The 16,092-nt window shown below is 40.7% G+C and carries 11 protein-coding genes; 8 read left to right on the top strand and 3 right to left on the bottom strand.

From position 1 onward, the window contains the following. Window positions 1–41 precede the first annotated feature (41 nt). The 8 genes from ezrA (at window position 42) to I6H78_RS02295 (ending at window position 13,177) form a co-directional block, all read left to right on the top strand. Window positions 42–1,769 (top strand): septation ring formation regulator EzrA, encoded by a 1,728-nt coding sequence (gene ezrA / locus I6H78_RS02330; RefSeq protein WP_198459819.1) that lies wholly within the window; start codon window positions 42–44, stop codon window positions 1,767–1,769. A 102-nt stretch (window positions 1,770–1,871) separates the two neighbouring features. Then, window positions 1,872–3,263, top strand: a complete 1,392-nt coding sequence (gene pgdA, locus I6H78_RS02325) for a peptidoglycan-N-acetylglucosamine deacetylase PgdA (protein WP_198459818.1) — start codon at window positions 1,872–1,874, stop codon at window positions 3,261–3,263. Window positions 3,264–3,344: 81 nt separating this feature from the next. After that, window positions 3,345–4,187 (top strand): aldo/keto reductase, encoded by an 843-nt coding sequence (locus I6H78_RS02320; RefSeq protein WP_198459817.1) that lies wholly within the window; start codon window positions 3,345–3,347, stop codon window positions 4,185–4,187. Window positions 4,188–4,476: 289 nt separating this feature from the next. Further along, on the top strand, window positions 4,477–8,988 hold the full coding sequence (locus I6H78_RS02315) for a S8 family serine peptidase (protein WP_198459816.1): 4,512 nt from the start codon (window positions 4,477–4,479) through the stop codon (window positions 8,986–8,988). Window positions 8,989–9,304: 316 nt separating this feature from the next. Further along, window positions 9,305–9,676, top strand: a complete 372-nt coding sequence (locus tag I6H78_RS02310) for a GFA family protein (RefSeq protein WP_198459815.1) — start codon at window positions 9,305–9,307, stop codon at window positions 9,674–9,676. A 35-nt stretch (window positions 9,677–9,711) separates the two neighbouring features. Further along, entirely contained in the window at window positions 9,712–10,629 is a 918-nt protein-coding gene (glyQ, locus tag I6H78_RS02305) for a glycine--tRNA ligase subunit alpha (RefSeq protein ID WP_198459814.1), read from the top strand. A 211-nt stretch (window positions 10,630–10,840) separates the two neighbouring features. Continuing rightward, complete coding sequence (gene glyS / locus I6H78_RS02300) at window positions 10,841–12,877, top strand: glycine--tRNA ligase subunit beta (protein WP_198459813.1); 2,037 nt, start codon at window positions 10,841–10,843, stop codon at window positions 12,875–12,877. Between the two features lie 42 nt (window positions 12,878–12,919). Then, window positions 12,920–13,177 (top strand): DUF896 family protein, encoded by a 258-nt coding sequence (locus I6H78_RS02295; protein ID WP_000371301.1) that lies wholly within the window; start codon window positions 12,920–12,922, stop codon window positions 13,175–13,177. An 83-nt stretch (window positions 13,178–13,260) separates the two neighbouring features. Here the strand turns inward: I6H78_RS02295 and I6H78_RS02290 are convergent, their stop codons facing one another. From I6H78_RS02290 to I6H78_RS02280, 3 genes are read right to left on the bottom strand one after another with little or no spacing between them, the layout of a single operon-like run. Then, on the bottom strand, window positions 13,261–14,505 hold the full coding sequence (locus tag I6H78_RS02290) for an NAD(P)H-dependent oxidoreductase (RefSeq protein ID WP_000673672.1): 1,245 nt from the start codon (window positions 14,503–14,505) through the stop codon (window positions 13,261–13,263). Between the two features lie 17 nt (window positions 14,506–14,522). Next, a complete protein-coding gene (locus I6H78_RS02285; protein ID WP_000915930.1) occupies window positions 14,523–15,128 on the bottom strand; it encodes an NADPH-dependent FMN reductase in 606 nt (201 codons plus the stop codon). An 18-nt stretch (window positions 15,129–15,146) separates the two neighbouring features. Further along, window positions 15,147–16,076 carry an FAD:protein FMN transferase gene (locus tag I6H78_RS02280; protein WP_198460218.1) on the bottom strand — a complete coding sequence of 310 codons (930 nt, stop codon included), beginning with the start codon at window positions 16,074–16,076 and terminating at the stop codon, window positions 15,147–15,149. Between the last annotated feature and the right edge of the window lie 16 nt (window positions 16,077–16,092).

Raw genomic sequence — 16,092 nt, 5'->3', positions numbered from 1 at the left:
TATAATCATTACGATTGTTTCTAGTATAAAAGGAGTTTGATATGTCTAATGGACAACTAATTTATCTAATGGTTGCGATTGCAGTCATTCTGATCTTAGCTTATGTAATAGCCATCTTTTTACGTAAGCGTAATGTAAGCAGATTAACGGCCCTTGAAGAAAGAAAAGAAGAACTCTACAACCTTCCTGTAAATGATGAGGTTGAAGCCGTTAAAAATATGCACTTGATTGGTCAAAGTCAGGTAACCTTCCGTGAATGGAACCAAAAATGGGTTGATTTATCTCTGAACTCATTTGCTGATATTGAAAATCACCTCTTTGAAGCTGAAAGCTACAACAATTCTTTCCGTTTCTTTAAGGCAACACACAAACTTGATCAAATTGAGAGCCAAATCGGCTTGATTGAAGAAGACATTGCTGCTATTCGTAATGCTCTCTCAGAACTTGAAAAGCAAGAATCTAAGAATAGTGGCCGTGTCCTTCATGCCTTGGACTTGTTTGAATCCCTTCAACATACCGTTGCAGAAGATTCGGAGAAATATGGTAAGGCCCTTCCTGAGATTGAGAAGCAATTGGAAAACATCCAATCTGAATTCTCTCAATTCGTTACCTTGAACTCATCAGGTGACCCAGTTGAAGCGGCAGCAATTCTTGATTCAACAGAAAATCATATTCTTGCTTTAACACACATCGTTGAGCGAATTCCAGCTCTTGTTGAAGCCTTGACAAAAGAACTGCCAGACCAATTAGCAGATTTGGAAGAAGGCTATCGCAAGCTGTTGGATGCCAACTATCATTTTACAGAAACAGATATCGAGTCTCGTTTCCAACTTTTGCATGAATCTTTGAAAAATAATCAAGAAAATATTCGTCAGTTGGAATTGGACAATGCAGAGTATGAAAATAATCGTATTCAAGAAGAAATCAACGCACTTTACAATATCTTCACTCGTGAAATTGCAGCTCAAAAAGTGGTTGAAAGTCTTCTTTCGACATTACCAACTTATCTCAATCATTTGAAAGAAAATAATCAGGTGCTTGTTCAAGACCTTGAACGCTTGACTAAAACCTACCTTCTTCCTGAAAGTGATGGCAATCATGTTCGTCGTCTTCAAGCAGAATTGGCTGCACTTGATAAGGCAATCATGGAAGTGACAGAGGATCAAGGTGAGTCAACACAAGCCTACTCTGCTCTTGAAGAACAGTTGGAAATGCTTCAAAGCAACCTCAAGGATATTGAGGATGAGCAAATCTCTGTTAGCGAACGACTTGCGCAAATCGAAAAAGACGACCTCAATGCTCGCCAAAGAGCAAATGTCTATGTGAACCGTTTGCATACGATCAAACGTTACATGGAGAAGAGAAACTTGCCAGGAATCCCTCAAAGTTTCTTGAAACTTTTCTTTACTGCAAGTCATAACACTGAAGATTTGATGGCAGAGTTAGAACAACCACAAGTCAATATTGAATCGGTTAAACGCGTTCTTGAAATTGCAACAAATGATATGGAAGCACTTGAAACAGAAACCTATGATATCGTTCAATATGCGACCTTGACGGAGCAACTCTTGCAATACTCAAACCGTTACCGTTCATTCGATGAGCGTATCCAAGAGGCCTTTAACGAAGCGCTTGAAATTTTTGAAAAAGAGTTTGACTACCAGGCATCATTTGAAAAAATTTCACAAGCATTGGAAGTTGCTGAACCAGGGGTTACAAACCGTTTTGTAACTTCATATGAAAAAACACGTGAAGCGATTCGTTTTTAAAATAGAAGCTTAGAGATTTCTAAGCTTTTTTATTTCCCTAAAAAGAAGACAGAATCCCTGTTTATCATTGAAATAATAGCCTTGATTTGATATGATGGAAATATGAAAAAAAATAGAGCGAAACGTGTTTCTCACGATAAAACGAGAAGGCTATTGCTTTCCCTTGTTGGAATCTTAGGAATTGCTACGATTCTATTAGGGAGTGCTATTGGTTATAAGCTGTTACAAAAGCAATCTTACGAACAAAAAATTGAAGCGCTAAAAAGCGAAAAGGACCAGCAATTCAACTCAGGTAGTCAGAAGGACCATTTCCGAAAAGGTCAAGCTGAGGTGATTGCCTACTACCCTCTGCAAGGAGAGGAAGTCATTGCGTCTGTTAGAGAAAAAATCAACCAGGATATCAAAGAAAAGCTGGAAGATAAAGAGGATTTGGTCTTTTATTATACTGAGCAGTTGGATCCTGTCTTAAAGGGAGTTGTTGCTCGTAATATCAGCAAGCAAATCTACGATTTGTCTGCATCAAAGGTTGAAGAAAAAGAAAAGACCTCCTTAGGGAAAATTTTCTTGACCGAAGATGGGAAAGATTTTAACCTCAGTAAACTCTTCAAGGATGCAAGCAAGGCTAAGGAACTCTTGCTGAGTCAAATCAAAACAACTCTAGAAGATAAGAAACTTGACCAGACAAAAATTGATCAGGTTGTCAAAAACTTCACAGATCAGGATTTGGCATCTTGGAGTTTTGATTATAAAGATAGTCAAATTATCCTTTATCCTGCTAACCCTGGAGAGACTGTTGAGGAAATTGCTTTACCAATATCCAGTTTCTTTGATGTCATTGAGTCCTCTTATCTATTAGAAAAGGATGCTGAACTCTACCAAGCTTACTTTGCAAAGAAAAATAAAAAGGTTGTAGCCTTGACCTTTGACGATGGTCCAAATCCGACTACAACTCCACAAGCCTTGGATACCTTGGCTAAGTACGGTGTAAAGGCAACCTTCTTTGTACTTGGAAAAAACATTTCAGGTAATGAAAATCTTCTGAAACGAATGAAATCAGAAGGCCATGTTGTGGGAAATCATAGCTGGGATCATCCTGTCCTTTCTAAATTATCCCTCGAAGATGCTAAAAAGCAAATCACCGATACAGAAGATTTGCTAACTCAAGTTTTAGGATCAAGCTCTAAACTGATGCGCCCACCTTATGGTGCCATCACTGATGATATTCGAAACGGCCTTGACTTAAGCTTTATCATGTGGGATGTGGATAGTTTGGACTGGAAGAGTAAGAATGAAGCTGCTATTTTGACAGAGATTCAGCACCAAGTTCGCAATGGTTCTATCATTCTTATGCATGATATCCATGGTCCTTCTGTTAATTCTCTACCAAGTGTTATTGAGTATTTAAAGGGTGAAGGATATACCTTTGTGACTGTTCCTGAATTGCTCAATTCTCGCTTGAAAGCTCACGAGATCTATTACGATCGTGATCAATAATTGTTAAAATCTAAAGGAGCAAGTGTTCTGATAATCAGAATTTTGTTTCTTTAGATTTTCTTCACATAGAAAGGAAAAACGATGAAATCATACACCCTTAATAATGGAGTTTCAATTCCCGTACTAGGATTTGGAACATGGAAAGCTGAAAATGGAGAGGTAGCCTACCAAGCCGTTTTAGAAGCTTTAAAGACCGGCTATCATCATATCGATACTGCAGCTATCTATAAAAATGAGGAGAGCGTTGGTCGTGCTATTCGAGATAGCGGTATTCCACGACAAGAAATCTTTGTAACGGCCAAACTCTGGAATATCAATCACAGCTATGATGAAGCTCGCCAAGCATTTGAAGAATCAATGGAAAAACTGGGATTGGATTATCTAGATTTGTACCTTATCCATTGGCCAAATCCAAAACCACTAAGAGAAAATGATCAATGGAAAACTCGCAATGCTGAAGTCTGGAGAGCGATGGAGGACCTGTACCAAGAAGGTAAAATTCGTGCTATCGGCGTTAGTAATTTCCTTCCCCATCATTTGGATGCCTTACTTGAGACAGCAAGAATCATTCCAGCGGTCAATCAGGTGCGCTTGGCACCAGGAGTTTATCAAGAGGAAGTGGTTGACTACTGTAGAGAGAAAGGAATTCTCTTAGAGGCTTGGGGACCATTTGGGCAAGGAGAGCTGTTTGAACAGAAAGAAGTCCAAGAAATTGCTGCTAAGCATGGGAAATCAGTGGCTCAAATTGCCTTGGCTTGGAGTTTGGCAGAAAGTTTTTTACCCCTACCTAAGTCAGTGACAGCCTCTCGTATCCAGAGCAATCTTGACTGTTTTGGGATTGAACTCAGCAAAGAAGAACGAGAAATCTTAAAGAAAATCTCGGTGACTTCTGGCGCACCTCGTGTGGATGAGATGGATTTTTAGTTTGTAAAATCGATTTATACCGAAATAACAAAGACTAGGAATTTTAAATCCTAGTCTTTTTGTGTATAAAAAATCTAAATTGTTTGTATAATGAAATAATTTTATGGATTGAAATATAGGAACGAACTTAGAAAATATTGGTTTGATAAAGCAAATAACACGAATGATAAAATTAAACAAGAAAAATATATACGTAAATATTACATTTTTGTGACAATTCAGATTTTTATGAAAATTTATGATTATTTGCGTTATAATAGGTATACTTTAAAGAAAAAGGAGATTATTTATGAATAGACGACAACGTTTTTCATTACGGAAATACAAATTTGGTCTTGCTTCAGTTTTATTGGGAACTGCATTGGTTTTTGGAGCAAGTCAAGTCAGTGCCAATGAGCAGAGTACAGGTGAAAATCAAGCTCAAACTCAGGCAAACAAGACAGAGCTAAAAGACGATAAACACTCAAACTCTGCGACTGACCAAACCAATACTAATGGTATAGCTCCAGTAGTTGGAGAGAAACAAGAAGCTGAAACTTCTAAAGAGGATGCTAGTAAACAAGATGCTAAGGTAGAAGCTCCAGTTGATAAAACTGCTGAAGCCCAAGAATCAGGAAAAGATAGCACAGTTGCAAAAGAAGAAAATCAAGGTGTCGTTCAGAAAGAAACAACCGTAGATACCAGTCCAGCGCCTGCTACTGAGAAGGCTTCTGACTTTGAGAAAAAAGAGGCTCAAGTAACGACAGCTCCGAAAACTACTGGAGAAACAGCAACTACTGAAAAAGAACAAGAAAAAGCTGAGTCTCCAAAACCCAATAGTCTTTCAAGCAATGATATCATCACAGTACCGAAAACTTGGAAGGCTGGTTACAAGGGGACAGGGACGGTTGTTGCCATAATTGACTCTGGGCTTGATTTGAATCATGAGGTACTTCGAATTTCGGATCCGTCAAAAGCAAAATTTAAAAACAAGGAAGCTATCGAAGCAGCTAAAAAGGCTGCTGGAATCGACTACGGTAAATGGTATAGCGATAAGGTTGTCTATGCCTATGACTACTTTGACGGAACAGATAAGATCAAAGAAGCAGAAAGAACTTCTCATGGGATGCACGTAACAGGGATTGCAGCTGGAAACCCTGATAAAGAAGCACCGAATGGTGAAAAGGTCTATGGTGTGGCGCCAGAAGCCCAAGTCATGTTTATGCGTGTCTTTTCAGACCGCCAAAAAACGACAAGTTCGGCCCTTTATGTAAAAGCGATTGATGACGCAGTTGCCTTGGGAGCAGATGCCATCAATATGAGTTTGGGATCTAGCACTGGTTCGATGGTGGATGCTGGTTCTGATATCGTGGATGCCATCAAACGAGCCCGTGCCAAGGGAGTATCTGTTCTTATCTCAGCAGGAAATAGCAATACATTCGGAAATGGTTATTCAAAACCACTAGCCGAAAATCCAGACTATGGCTTGGTTGGAAATCCATCCACTGTTGAAGATTCGATTTCAGTTGCTTCTGTCAACAATAAAACATTGACAACAGCGGTTTTTGAAGTCAAAGGTCTAGAGGGAAATGCCGGCCTTCATAACGGCAAATTTGATTATAATCAACCTGAAGCAGATAAGGACTTTGAAAAAGGAAAAGAGTATGAATACGTCGAAGCAGGCTTAGGTCGTGAAGAAGACTTTGCGAAGTTGGATTTAACTGGGAAACTTGCCCTCATTCAGCGTGGAGCTATGAACTTTTCGGAGAAGATCAAAAATGCACGAAAACACGGTGCAGTTGGTGCTTTGATCTACAATAATGTAGAGGGTGCAAACATCAATATGGCTATTGATGATGAAGCAAAGAAAATTCCTTCTGTATTTATTTCTAAACAGTATGGCGAAGCCTTAAAATCAGGAAACTACAAGATTGTTTTTAATGGTAAGATGGATAATCGCCCTTCTGATGTAGCCAATCAACTATCTGACTTTTCAAGTTGGGGCGTGACTACTGATGGACAATTGAAACCAGACGTGACAGCTCCTGGTGGCAATATCTACTCATCCTTTAATGACAATACCTACGGTAGTATCAGCGGAACCAGTATGGCGGCTCCTCATGTTACGGGTGTTGCAGTTTTGGTTAAGGAATACCTTCAAAAATATCATCCAGAATTGACTCCTGAGCAAGTATCAGAGACTGTCAAGGCCTTGATCATGTCAACTGCAAAACCACATGTGAATAAGGACACAGGCACTTATACCTCTCCTCGTCAGCAAGGTTCTGGTATTGTGGATACAGCTGCTGCAGTTTCAACCGACCTCTATGTAACGGGTGAAAATGGTTATCCAAGTGTGACTTTAGGAAATGTTGGAGATCAATTTACTTTCAAGGTCACTGTACACAATATTTCAGATACTGACCGTACTCTCAAGATGGTAGTGAATACCAATACAGACGAAGTCCAAGATGGAAAATTCACCCTTCGACCTCGAAAACTAACGGAGATAGTCTGGCCAGAAGTGACGGTCAAAGCCCACAGCAGTCAAACAGTCACTGTTAAAGTAGATGCTCGAAAATTTGCTGCTGAACTCAGCAAACAAATGCCAAATGGCTATTTCCTTGAAGGTTTTGTTCGCTTTGTAGATCCAGCAGATGATGGGGATATTGTGAGTCTTGCATTTATGGGCTTCCGAGGTGAATTTCAAAATCTCCCCGCTGTCGAAAAACCAATTTACAACCTTGTTCGAGAAGGGAAAAATGGATTTTATACAGAGGTAGACAAGGAAAATCCTGCCGTTAACTACTCTAATGATGCAACCTATCTAGCAACCTTACAAAATGACCTTCTTGTTTCTAAAGGTCAACGCCAAGGACGCCGAATTACTGTTCTTGGGATTGAACAAAATGCTGAAGGTAAGCATGTTCTTCAGTTGGACGAAAAAGGGAATGTCCGTATTGCCATTTCTCCAAATGATGATGGAAACAAAGACCTAGTTGAATACAAGACGGTTGCTTTGAGAAATCTTGTAAATCTTCGGGCTACAGTTTATGCGGCTACGGATACTAAGCATGAACATCCTATTTGGGAGGGCGATGCAAAGGATCTTCGTAAGAATTATTTTGATGGTGACAGTAGAAATCTGAAGAGTTATATTCTAGATAATACTGCTTGGAGAGGTCAGGATTTTGATGGCAATACCGTTGCAGATGGTTTATATGACTATGTTATTAGTTACACACCAGATGTTCCAGGAGCCAAAGAACAATACACGACCTTTAAAATTCAAATTGATACTCAAAAACCTGTCATCACAAGTGGTTATATTCGCTTTAAAGGTGGAAACCAAGAATTCGTAGCTCGCAAACCAAAAGATGTGGGTCAAGGCGGTATCCTTTCAGAAAAAGTCTTCTACCTCACACCATTTGACCAGAAAGGGACCATGGTTCTAACTGGGAAAGACCAGTCTGGAACTCGTGCGCTTGAGAACACCCATCTGATTAAGGCCAATGCTGACGGTAGTTATACACTTCCTAAGAATGTTGACAAGGCTAATATTTACTATCTTGTTGAGGACTATGCAGGAAATGTAGACTATATCTCACTTGCTGAACTGGTGCGCGATCAAAATAGTGGTCGAGTGAAAATTGCCTTGAAGGACGCAAAAACAAACCAGGATATTGATACCCTCTACGTCTATCGAATCAAAAATAGCAAGGGGGAATATGTTGATGTTGACAAGACAAAAGCGATTCATTTCTTACAGTTTGGTCATTATACAGCAGAAATTTTCAGTTATGATCGAACAGAATTGAAATTTATCAGTGCCTTGTCCCAAGAGTTTGACTTGACGGAAGAGAATAGTTTCCAAACCATTACCTTCCTAGCAAATCTCCTAGAATATGCACCTGTGTCTGTTTCCTTCAATCGAGCAGTTCCAAAGACGACTACAGTAGTTTTGAAAGGAGAAGATGGGACAAGTATCACTCTTCCTGCTGAAAAATACGGTCAATACGCCTTTGGTAAGAAAGTTGCTACAGGTCGTTATACTGTACAAGTCACCTTGCCAACTGGATATGAACTCCTTGAAGATCTCGTTTCCTTGCTCGTTCAGCCAGGTCGAAATAATGCTTTGCGTCTATCTGTTGTGTCTAAGTTGGCCTTGATTGCTGCGGTAAATCAACAAAAAGAACTGGTAGAAACGTCTCGTTACTTTAATAGTAGTGCAGATAAGAGAAAAACTTATGACCAAGCTTTCCAAGTGGCGCAGTCAGCCTTGTCAAGCAAGTTGAAACAAGAATTGATTGATGGCGTTCTCGCTAGTCTTGAAGCTGCTGGTAAAGCTTTGGATGGAAAAGATTCGAACGTTACAGCCTTGAAAGAAGCTATGAAAGCTTACTATGCAACGACTAAAACTGGACGATATGCTAATGCCAAGGAAAAAGTACGTCGAGCTTATGATCGTGCCTTCCAAGAAATTGCCTTACTAGCTGTAGATCCTAAAGTTAAACAGGATCAAATTGACCAATCTCTCATTGCCCTAGCAACAGCTAAAAGCAAACTAAATGGCAAAGCTACTGACTTCTCTAGTCTGAAGAAACTGGTCAAAGATGAACGCCTTTTCCAAGAAAAGAACGCGAGATTTATCTATGCTGACAAGAAAGAAAAAGCAGCTTATCTTCTAGTCTTTAAAGAAGCACAGGAACTCCTTAATGATCCAGGAGCGAGCCAAGAAGATGTCAAAGATGCCATTACAGCATTGAAACAAGCCAAGAGAAATTTACATGGCAAAAAACCAAAAGCGAAAAGACATCCTTAAACAGGACTTTCTGAAGCTTTACTATTAAATGAGTTTGGAACTTTGTTTTCAGACTCATTTTTGGTTTACACTAGCTAGAAAATCTGCTATAATACTAGCTAGGAAAGAAAGTCTTATGGCGTTCTTCAGCGAGCTTGGGATAGTGGGAGCCAAGTAGGGCAAAATAAGGAACTGGCGCTTTCTGTCGTATTTTCAAAAACAATGAAGTAATAAATTAGGGTGGAACCGCGTTTCAGACGCCCCTAGTCGTAAGGCTTGGGTGTTGAAATTCGGTTCTTTTTAAATTCCGTCTAATGCCTAAGTAGAAAGGAGCATAATGCTTAAAGGATCTTGTTTATGCAAAGCAGTGACCTACACTTTAGATGAGGAATTGTCGGAATTAGTTTTTTGCCATTGCTCATTCTGTCGGAAAGCAACTGCGTCTGCCTATACAGTGAATGCCAAAGTTAGCAGTAAAAACCTAGTATTGTATGGAAAAGAACAGTTGGTTACCTATAGTTCATCTCCAGGGAAGCAACGCTATTACTGCCAGAACTGTCATAGTCAAATTTTCACTGCTCAAGAAAATATACCAGAAGTCTGTGCTTTGAAATTAGGTACAATAGACGAATGCGATCAGAATTTACAAACTGTACCCAAACGTCATATTTTTCAGGACCCAGCTTTTTCTTGGTTGCTTGATGAATAAATCTAAAAAGATAATATAAATTAAAGGAGTATTCAATGTCTAAGAAATTAACATTTCAAGAAATTATTTTGACTTTGCAACAATTTTGGAATGATCAAGGTTGTATGCTTATGCAGGCTTATGATAATGAAAAAGGTGCAGGGACAATGAGTCCTTACACTTTCCTTCGCGCTATCGGACCTGAGCCATGGAATGCGGCTTATGTAGAGCCATCACGTCGTCCTGCTGACGGTCGTTATGGGGAAAACCCTAACCGTCTTTACCAACACCACCAATTCCAAGTGGTCATGAAACCTTCTCCATCAAATATCCAAGAACTTTATCTTGAGTCTTTAGAAAAATTGGGAATCAATCCTTTGGAACACGATATTCGTTTTGTTGAGGACAACTGGGAAAACCCATCAACTGGTTCGGCTGGTCTTGGATGGGAAGTTTGGCTTGATGGGATGGAAATCACTCAGTTCACTTATTTCCAACAAGTTGGTGGATTGGCAACTGGCCCTGTGACTGCGGAAGTTACCTATGGTTTAGAACGCTTGGCTTCTTATATTCAAGAAGTTGATTCTGTCTATGATATCGAGTGGGCCGATGGTGTAAAATACGGAGAAATCTTCATCCAGCCTGAGTACGAGCACTCAAAATATTCGTTTGAAATTTCTGATCAAGAAATGTTGCTTGAAAATTTTGATAAGTTTGAAAAAGAAGCTGGTCGTGCCTTGGGAGAGGGTTTGGTTCACCCTGCTTATGACTATGTTCTCAAATGTTCACATACCTTTAACCTGCTTGACGCGCGTGGTGCCGTATCCGTAACTGAGCGCGCAGGCTATATCGCTCGTATCCGTAACTTGGCCCGTGTCGTAGCCAAAACCTTTGTCGCAGAGCGCAAACGCCTAGGCTACCCACTTTTGGATGAAGAAACACGAGCTAAACTCTTAGCAGAAGACGCAGAATAAAGAGAGTGACAAATTACGAAAATGGGCGAACAGAGTGAGCCCTGATCCAGTTGCCGCAGTGATGAAGGTATCCTTAGTGAAGCTAAGGATACTAGGCAAAATTGGAGACTTTCGACTCCAATTTTAGCAATGAAACAACGAAGTTGGTTGCTTGTGTGCCAATCACATAAGGCAAACTGGAAAATAAAAAGATACTTTTCGGAGAAAAAATATGACAAAAAACTTATTAGTAGAACTCGGTCTTGAAGAGTTACCAGCCTACGTAGTAACTCCAAGCGAAAAACAACTAGGTGAAAAAACGGCGGCCTTCCTCAAAGAGAATCGCCTGTCTTTTGAAGCCATTCAAACTTTCTCAACACCACGCCGTTTGGCTGTTCGTGTGACTGGTCTTGCAGACAAACAGTCTGATTTGACAGAAGATTTCAAGGGACCAGCAAAGAAAATTGCCTTGGATGGTGATGGAAACTTCACCAAAGCAGCTCAAGGATTTGTCCGTGGGAAAGGCTTGACAGTTGAAGATATTGAATTCCGTGAAATCAAGGGTGAAGAATATGTCTATGTTACCAAGGAAGAAGTGGGCCAACCAGTTGAGAACATTGTTCCAGGTGTAGTAGACGTCTTGAAGTCCTTGACTTTCCCTGTTAGCATGCACTGGGCTAACAACACTTTTGAGTATATCCGCCCTGTACACACTTTGACAGTTCTCTTGGACGAGCAAGAGTTTGATTTGGATTTCCTTGATATCAAGGGTGGTCGTGTGAGCCGTGGTCATCGTTTCTTGGGACAAGAAACCAAGATTCAGTCAGCATTGAGCTATGAAGAAGACCTTCGTGCACAGTTTGTAATCGTGGATCCTCGTGAACGTGAGCAAATGATTGTTGACCAAATCAAGGCAATCGAAGCTGAACATGGTGTACGTATCGAAATTGATGCTGACTTGCTCAATGAAGTCTTGAACTTGGTTGAATACCCAACTGCCTTCATGGGAAGTTTTGATGCCAAATACCTAGAAGTTCCAGAAGAGGTCTTGGTGACTTCGATGAAGGAACACCAACGTTACTTTGTTGTTCGTGATCAAGATGGTAAACTCTTGCCAAACTTCATTTCTGTTCGTAATGGAAACGCAGAGCATTTGGAAAATGTCATCAAGGGTAATGAAAAAGTCTTAGTTGCCCGCTTGGAGGACGGAGAATTCTTCTGGCGTGAAGACCAAAAATTGATCATTTCAGATCTTGTTGAAAAATTGAACCAGGTGACCTTCCATGAAAAGATTGGTTCCCTTCGTGAACATATGATTCGTACGGGGCAGATTGCTATTCTCTTGGCAGAAAAAGCTGGTTTGTCAGTGGATGAAACAGTTGACCTTGCTCGTGCAGCAGCGATTTACAAGTTTGACTTGTTGACAGGTATGGTTGGTGAATTTGACGAACTCCAAGGAATTATGGGTGAGAAATATGCTCTTCTTGCTGGTGAAACTCCAGCAGTTGCAGCTGCTATTCGTGAACACTACATGCCTACATCAGCTGACGGAGAGCTTCCAGAGAGCAAAGTTGGAGCTATTCTAGCCATTGCAGACAAATTAGATACGATTTTGAGTTTCTTCTCAGTAGGCTTGATTCCATCAGGTTCTAATGACCCTTATGCCCTTCGTCGTGCGACACAAGGTGTGGTTCGTATCTTGGATGCCTTTGGTTGGCACATTGCTATGGATGAGCTGATCGATAGCCTTTATAATTTGAAATTTGACAGCTTGACTTATGAAAATAAAGCAGAGGTCATGGACTTTATTAAGGCTCGTGTCGATAAGATGATGGGTTCTACTCCAAAAGATATCAAGGAAGCGGTCCTTGCAAGTTCGAACTTTGTTGTGGCAGATATGCTAGAAGCGGCAAGTGCTCTCGTAGAAGCAGGCAAGAAAGAAGATTTCAAATCGTCTGTCGAATCCCTATCACGTGCTTTCAACTTGGCTGAAAAAGCCGAAGGAACAGATACTGTTGATCCTGCTCTCTTTGAGAATGAAGAAGAGAAAGCCTTGGCAGAAACAGTAGAATCACTCGTTTTGTCAGGAACTGCAAGTCAGCAATTAGAACAACTCTTTGCGCTTAGCCCAGTTATTGATGCTTTCTTTGAAAATACTATGGTAATGGCTGAAGATCAGGCTGTCCGACAAAATCGCTTGGCAATCTTGACTCAACTAACCAAGAAAGCAGCTAAACTTGCACGTTTCAACCAAATCAATACCAAATAAAATCTGTTAAACGGATTAAACCTTATCATAAAGGAGAGAAACATGGATCCTAAAAAAATTGATCGTATTAACGAGCTTGCCAAAAAGAAAAAGACAGAAGGCTTAACTTCTGCTGAAAAAGTGGAACAAGCTAAACTTCGTGAGGAATACATCGAAGGCTATCGTCGCTCTGTTCGCCACCATATTGAAGGAATTAAAATTGTGGACGAGGAAGGAAATGATGTCACACCAGAAAAACTACGCCAAGTACAACGTGAAAAAGGTTTGCACGGCCGCAGTTTAGATGATCCTAACTCATAAAATGAAAGGGGGATGTAGAAGATTTACAATCCCCTTTTCGTTTGCAATAAAAAAGAGGAGCCAAATGGCTCCTTTTTGGTTTCTTAGTTGCTTGCGCCAGAAGTAGCGTCAGCGTCACCACCGTGGCCTCCAGCATCCCCTGAATCAGAAGCGCCTGAAGTAGCATCAGCGTCTCCATGACCTCCAGCAGCAGGAGCGAAAGGTCCACTACCACCTACCAAACGTTGACCAGTTTCTTTTAGGTACCAGTCAAGCCATGGTTGGAAGTTAAAGACGATTTCATTGATTCCAGCGTATGATCCATCAGGATAGTACATTGCTTGGTAGTTGTGTGTGTTGATGACACCTGCAGGAGAACCTGGAACGATCGTACGGACGTATTCTTGGTTTCCGTTGCGAAGTGTTCCGATAACCCACTCTACGTTCTTCATACGTGCTGGTGGAAGAGAACCATGAACAGTCGACATACGGCTACCTGATTGAGGTGGTACACGTTTAGCAAACATGGTGTCTGGATCTTGGTGAGCGTTGTTGTAGTAGAGGAATTGGTTGTTGTCGTCAGCGTATGTCAATTCAAATGGCATAGCTTTCAAGAACATATCAATTTGGTTAACTGTCAGGATACCGTGGTCTAATTTGACATAGGTATCACCAGAAACAGCACCAGTGATTGCTGCAACTTTTTCTACCCATTCTGGATCGTCAGGGTCAACTTCTGTAATGGTTGTAGCAATTGGTTTTCCACAATCCAAGTCTTCTGGTTCGATTGGTTTTGGTTTTTTCAATTTCGAAACGACTCCTACGTATTTTACAAAGTTATCTAAGCAAGTTTCAAGGAATTTAACAGTTCCTTCGTTGGTGATATTTCCGTTGTTATCAAAAGCTTCCTTAGCTTTACCAAGAAGGAATTCGTTACCTGGAAGCGTGTAGGCATTGACACCTGGAGCATCAAGGATTTTACGAAGGTGAACTTGGGCACGTGATGTTCCTTGGTCATAGTATGATGCACCCACAATCATAACAGGCTTGTTTTCAAATGGATGAACTTCGTATGAAAGCCATTCAAGTACAGATTTGAGTGAAGCTGAGATAGTGTGGTTGTGCTCAGGAGTGGCGATAATGACACCATCAGCACGTGTAATCTTGTTATACAAGAAACGCAATTGGAAGCTTTCGTCCCATTTTTCGTCTTGGTTAAACATTGGAACTTCGTCAATTTCAAGAACTTCTAATTCAAATTTGAATTTGAAATTGCGACGGATAAATTCCAAGAGTTTGCGGTTATATGATTGATCGTAGTTTGATCCAACAAGTCCAACAAATTTCATTCTTTCGGTCTCCTATCTTACAAATTTTCCCAGTCAAATTCTTCTGCATCTTTGCGAAGCAATTCTTGTGCATTGCGCAATTTTTCAGTAATTTTCACGAAGATACGGAAGTCATCAAAGATGGCATCCAATTTCTTGATGACATCAAGGTCAACCAAGTCACCACTTGGGTTAAATGCTTGAAGAGAGTGTGAAAGCAAGAATTCATCTGGAAGAACATTTGCCTTAATTTCAGGAGCGTTCAAGATTTGACGAAGTTGCAATTGGGCACGAGATGAACCAAGTGTACCATAGGAAGCACCAGTGATCATGATTGGTTTGTTCAAAAGTGGGTAGATACCGTAAGATAGCCAAGCAAGAGCGCTCATCAAAACTGCAGGGATAGAGTGGTCGTACTCAGGAGTACCGATAATCACACCATCAGCTTCTTCAATTTTAGCTGCAATTTCAAGAATTTCAGCGGGAAGAAGTTTATCTGCAGGTTTGTTGAAAACAGGGATATCCTTGATTTCAACGAGTTCAATTTCAGCTTTATCAGCAAAGTGTTTTTGCATGTATTGGAGCAATTGGCGGTTTGTAGAACGTTTAGAGTTCGTTCCAACAATGGCAATAAGTTTTAGCATGAGATTTCCTTTCTCTTTTTACATAATACAATTTTGAAGGCCTGAAGAACATGCAAGGCGTCCCTCTTTGTCGATGAGGATGGCTTCAATACCATCTATACTTTCGACTTGCCAGAGGATAGAAGCGCTTCGCTCTCCGAATAGGCGAGTTGTCCAAATCTCACCATCAACGGATTTATCAGAGACAATCGTCAGGCTAGCGAGATCAGTTTCGACAGGGAATCCTGTCTTACTATCAAAGATATGGTGATAGTCTTTTCCATCTACTGTCAGGTGGCGTTCATAGATACCTGAAGTGACAACGGATTTGTTAGAAGCAGGGATAGTTAGGAGATGATTGCCACGAGGATTTCGCGGATCTTGAATCCCAATCTGCCAGGCATTCCCTTCTTTGGCTTGGTTATTCCCGATGGTGAGGATATTTCCTCCGAGATTAATCAAGGCAGAGGTAACACCGTGTGCTTTTAAATACTGGGCAACCTTATCTGCACTATAGCCCTTGGCTAAACAACCTAAATCAAGCTTCATTCCTTTCTTCTCTAAAAAGACAGTAGAGCTAGTCGGATCCAACTTGATAAAATGCGGGTCAACTAGTGGCAAGACAGCTTCGATTTCTTTAGAGTCTGGAAGCCGTGCATCTGCAAATCCGATTCGCCAGGTTTGAATCAAGGGACCAATACTGATATTTAGATGGCTAGACGGAGCTAGGCTATGCTCAAGTCCAAGAGCAATCAGCTCAAATAGGTCAGGATGAACCTTAACAGGTGCGATTCCAGCCTGGTAGTTGATTTCCATCAGTTCGGATTCTTGACTGTTGGCGTTAAAGCGGTATTCGAGTTCCTTGAGTAAATCAAAGGCTCCTTGAAGTAGGCAATCAGCCTGTTCATCTACTAATGAAATTGTGATAGTTGTTCCCATTAGCCGTTCAGAACGTGAATGAAGAGGCAAGCTACCAGCTCCTTTC

Source organism: Streptococcus oralis (assembly GCF_016127915.1).
GTDB lineage: Bacteria > Bacillota > Bacilli > Lactobacillales > Streptococcaceae > Streptococcus > Streptococcus oralis_BO.
The sequence above is the reverse complement of the archived record's forward strand: the minus strand, read 5'-3'. Positions and strand labels throughout refer to the sequence as shown.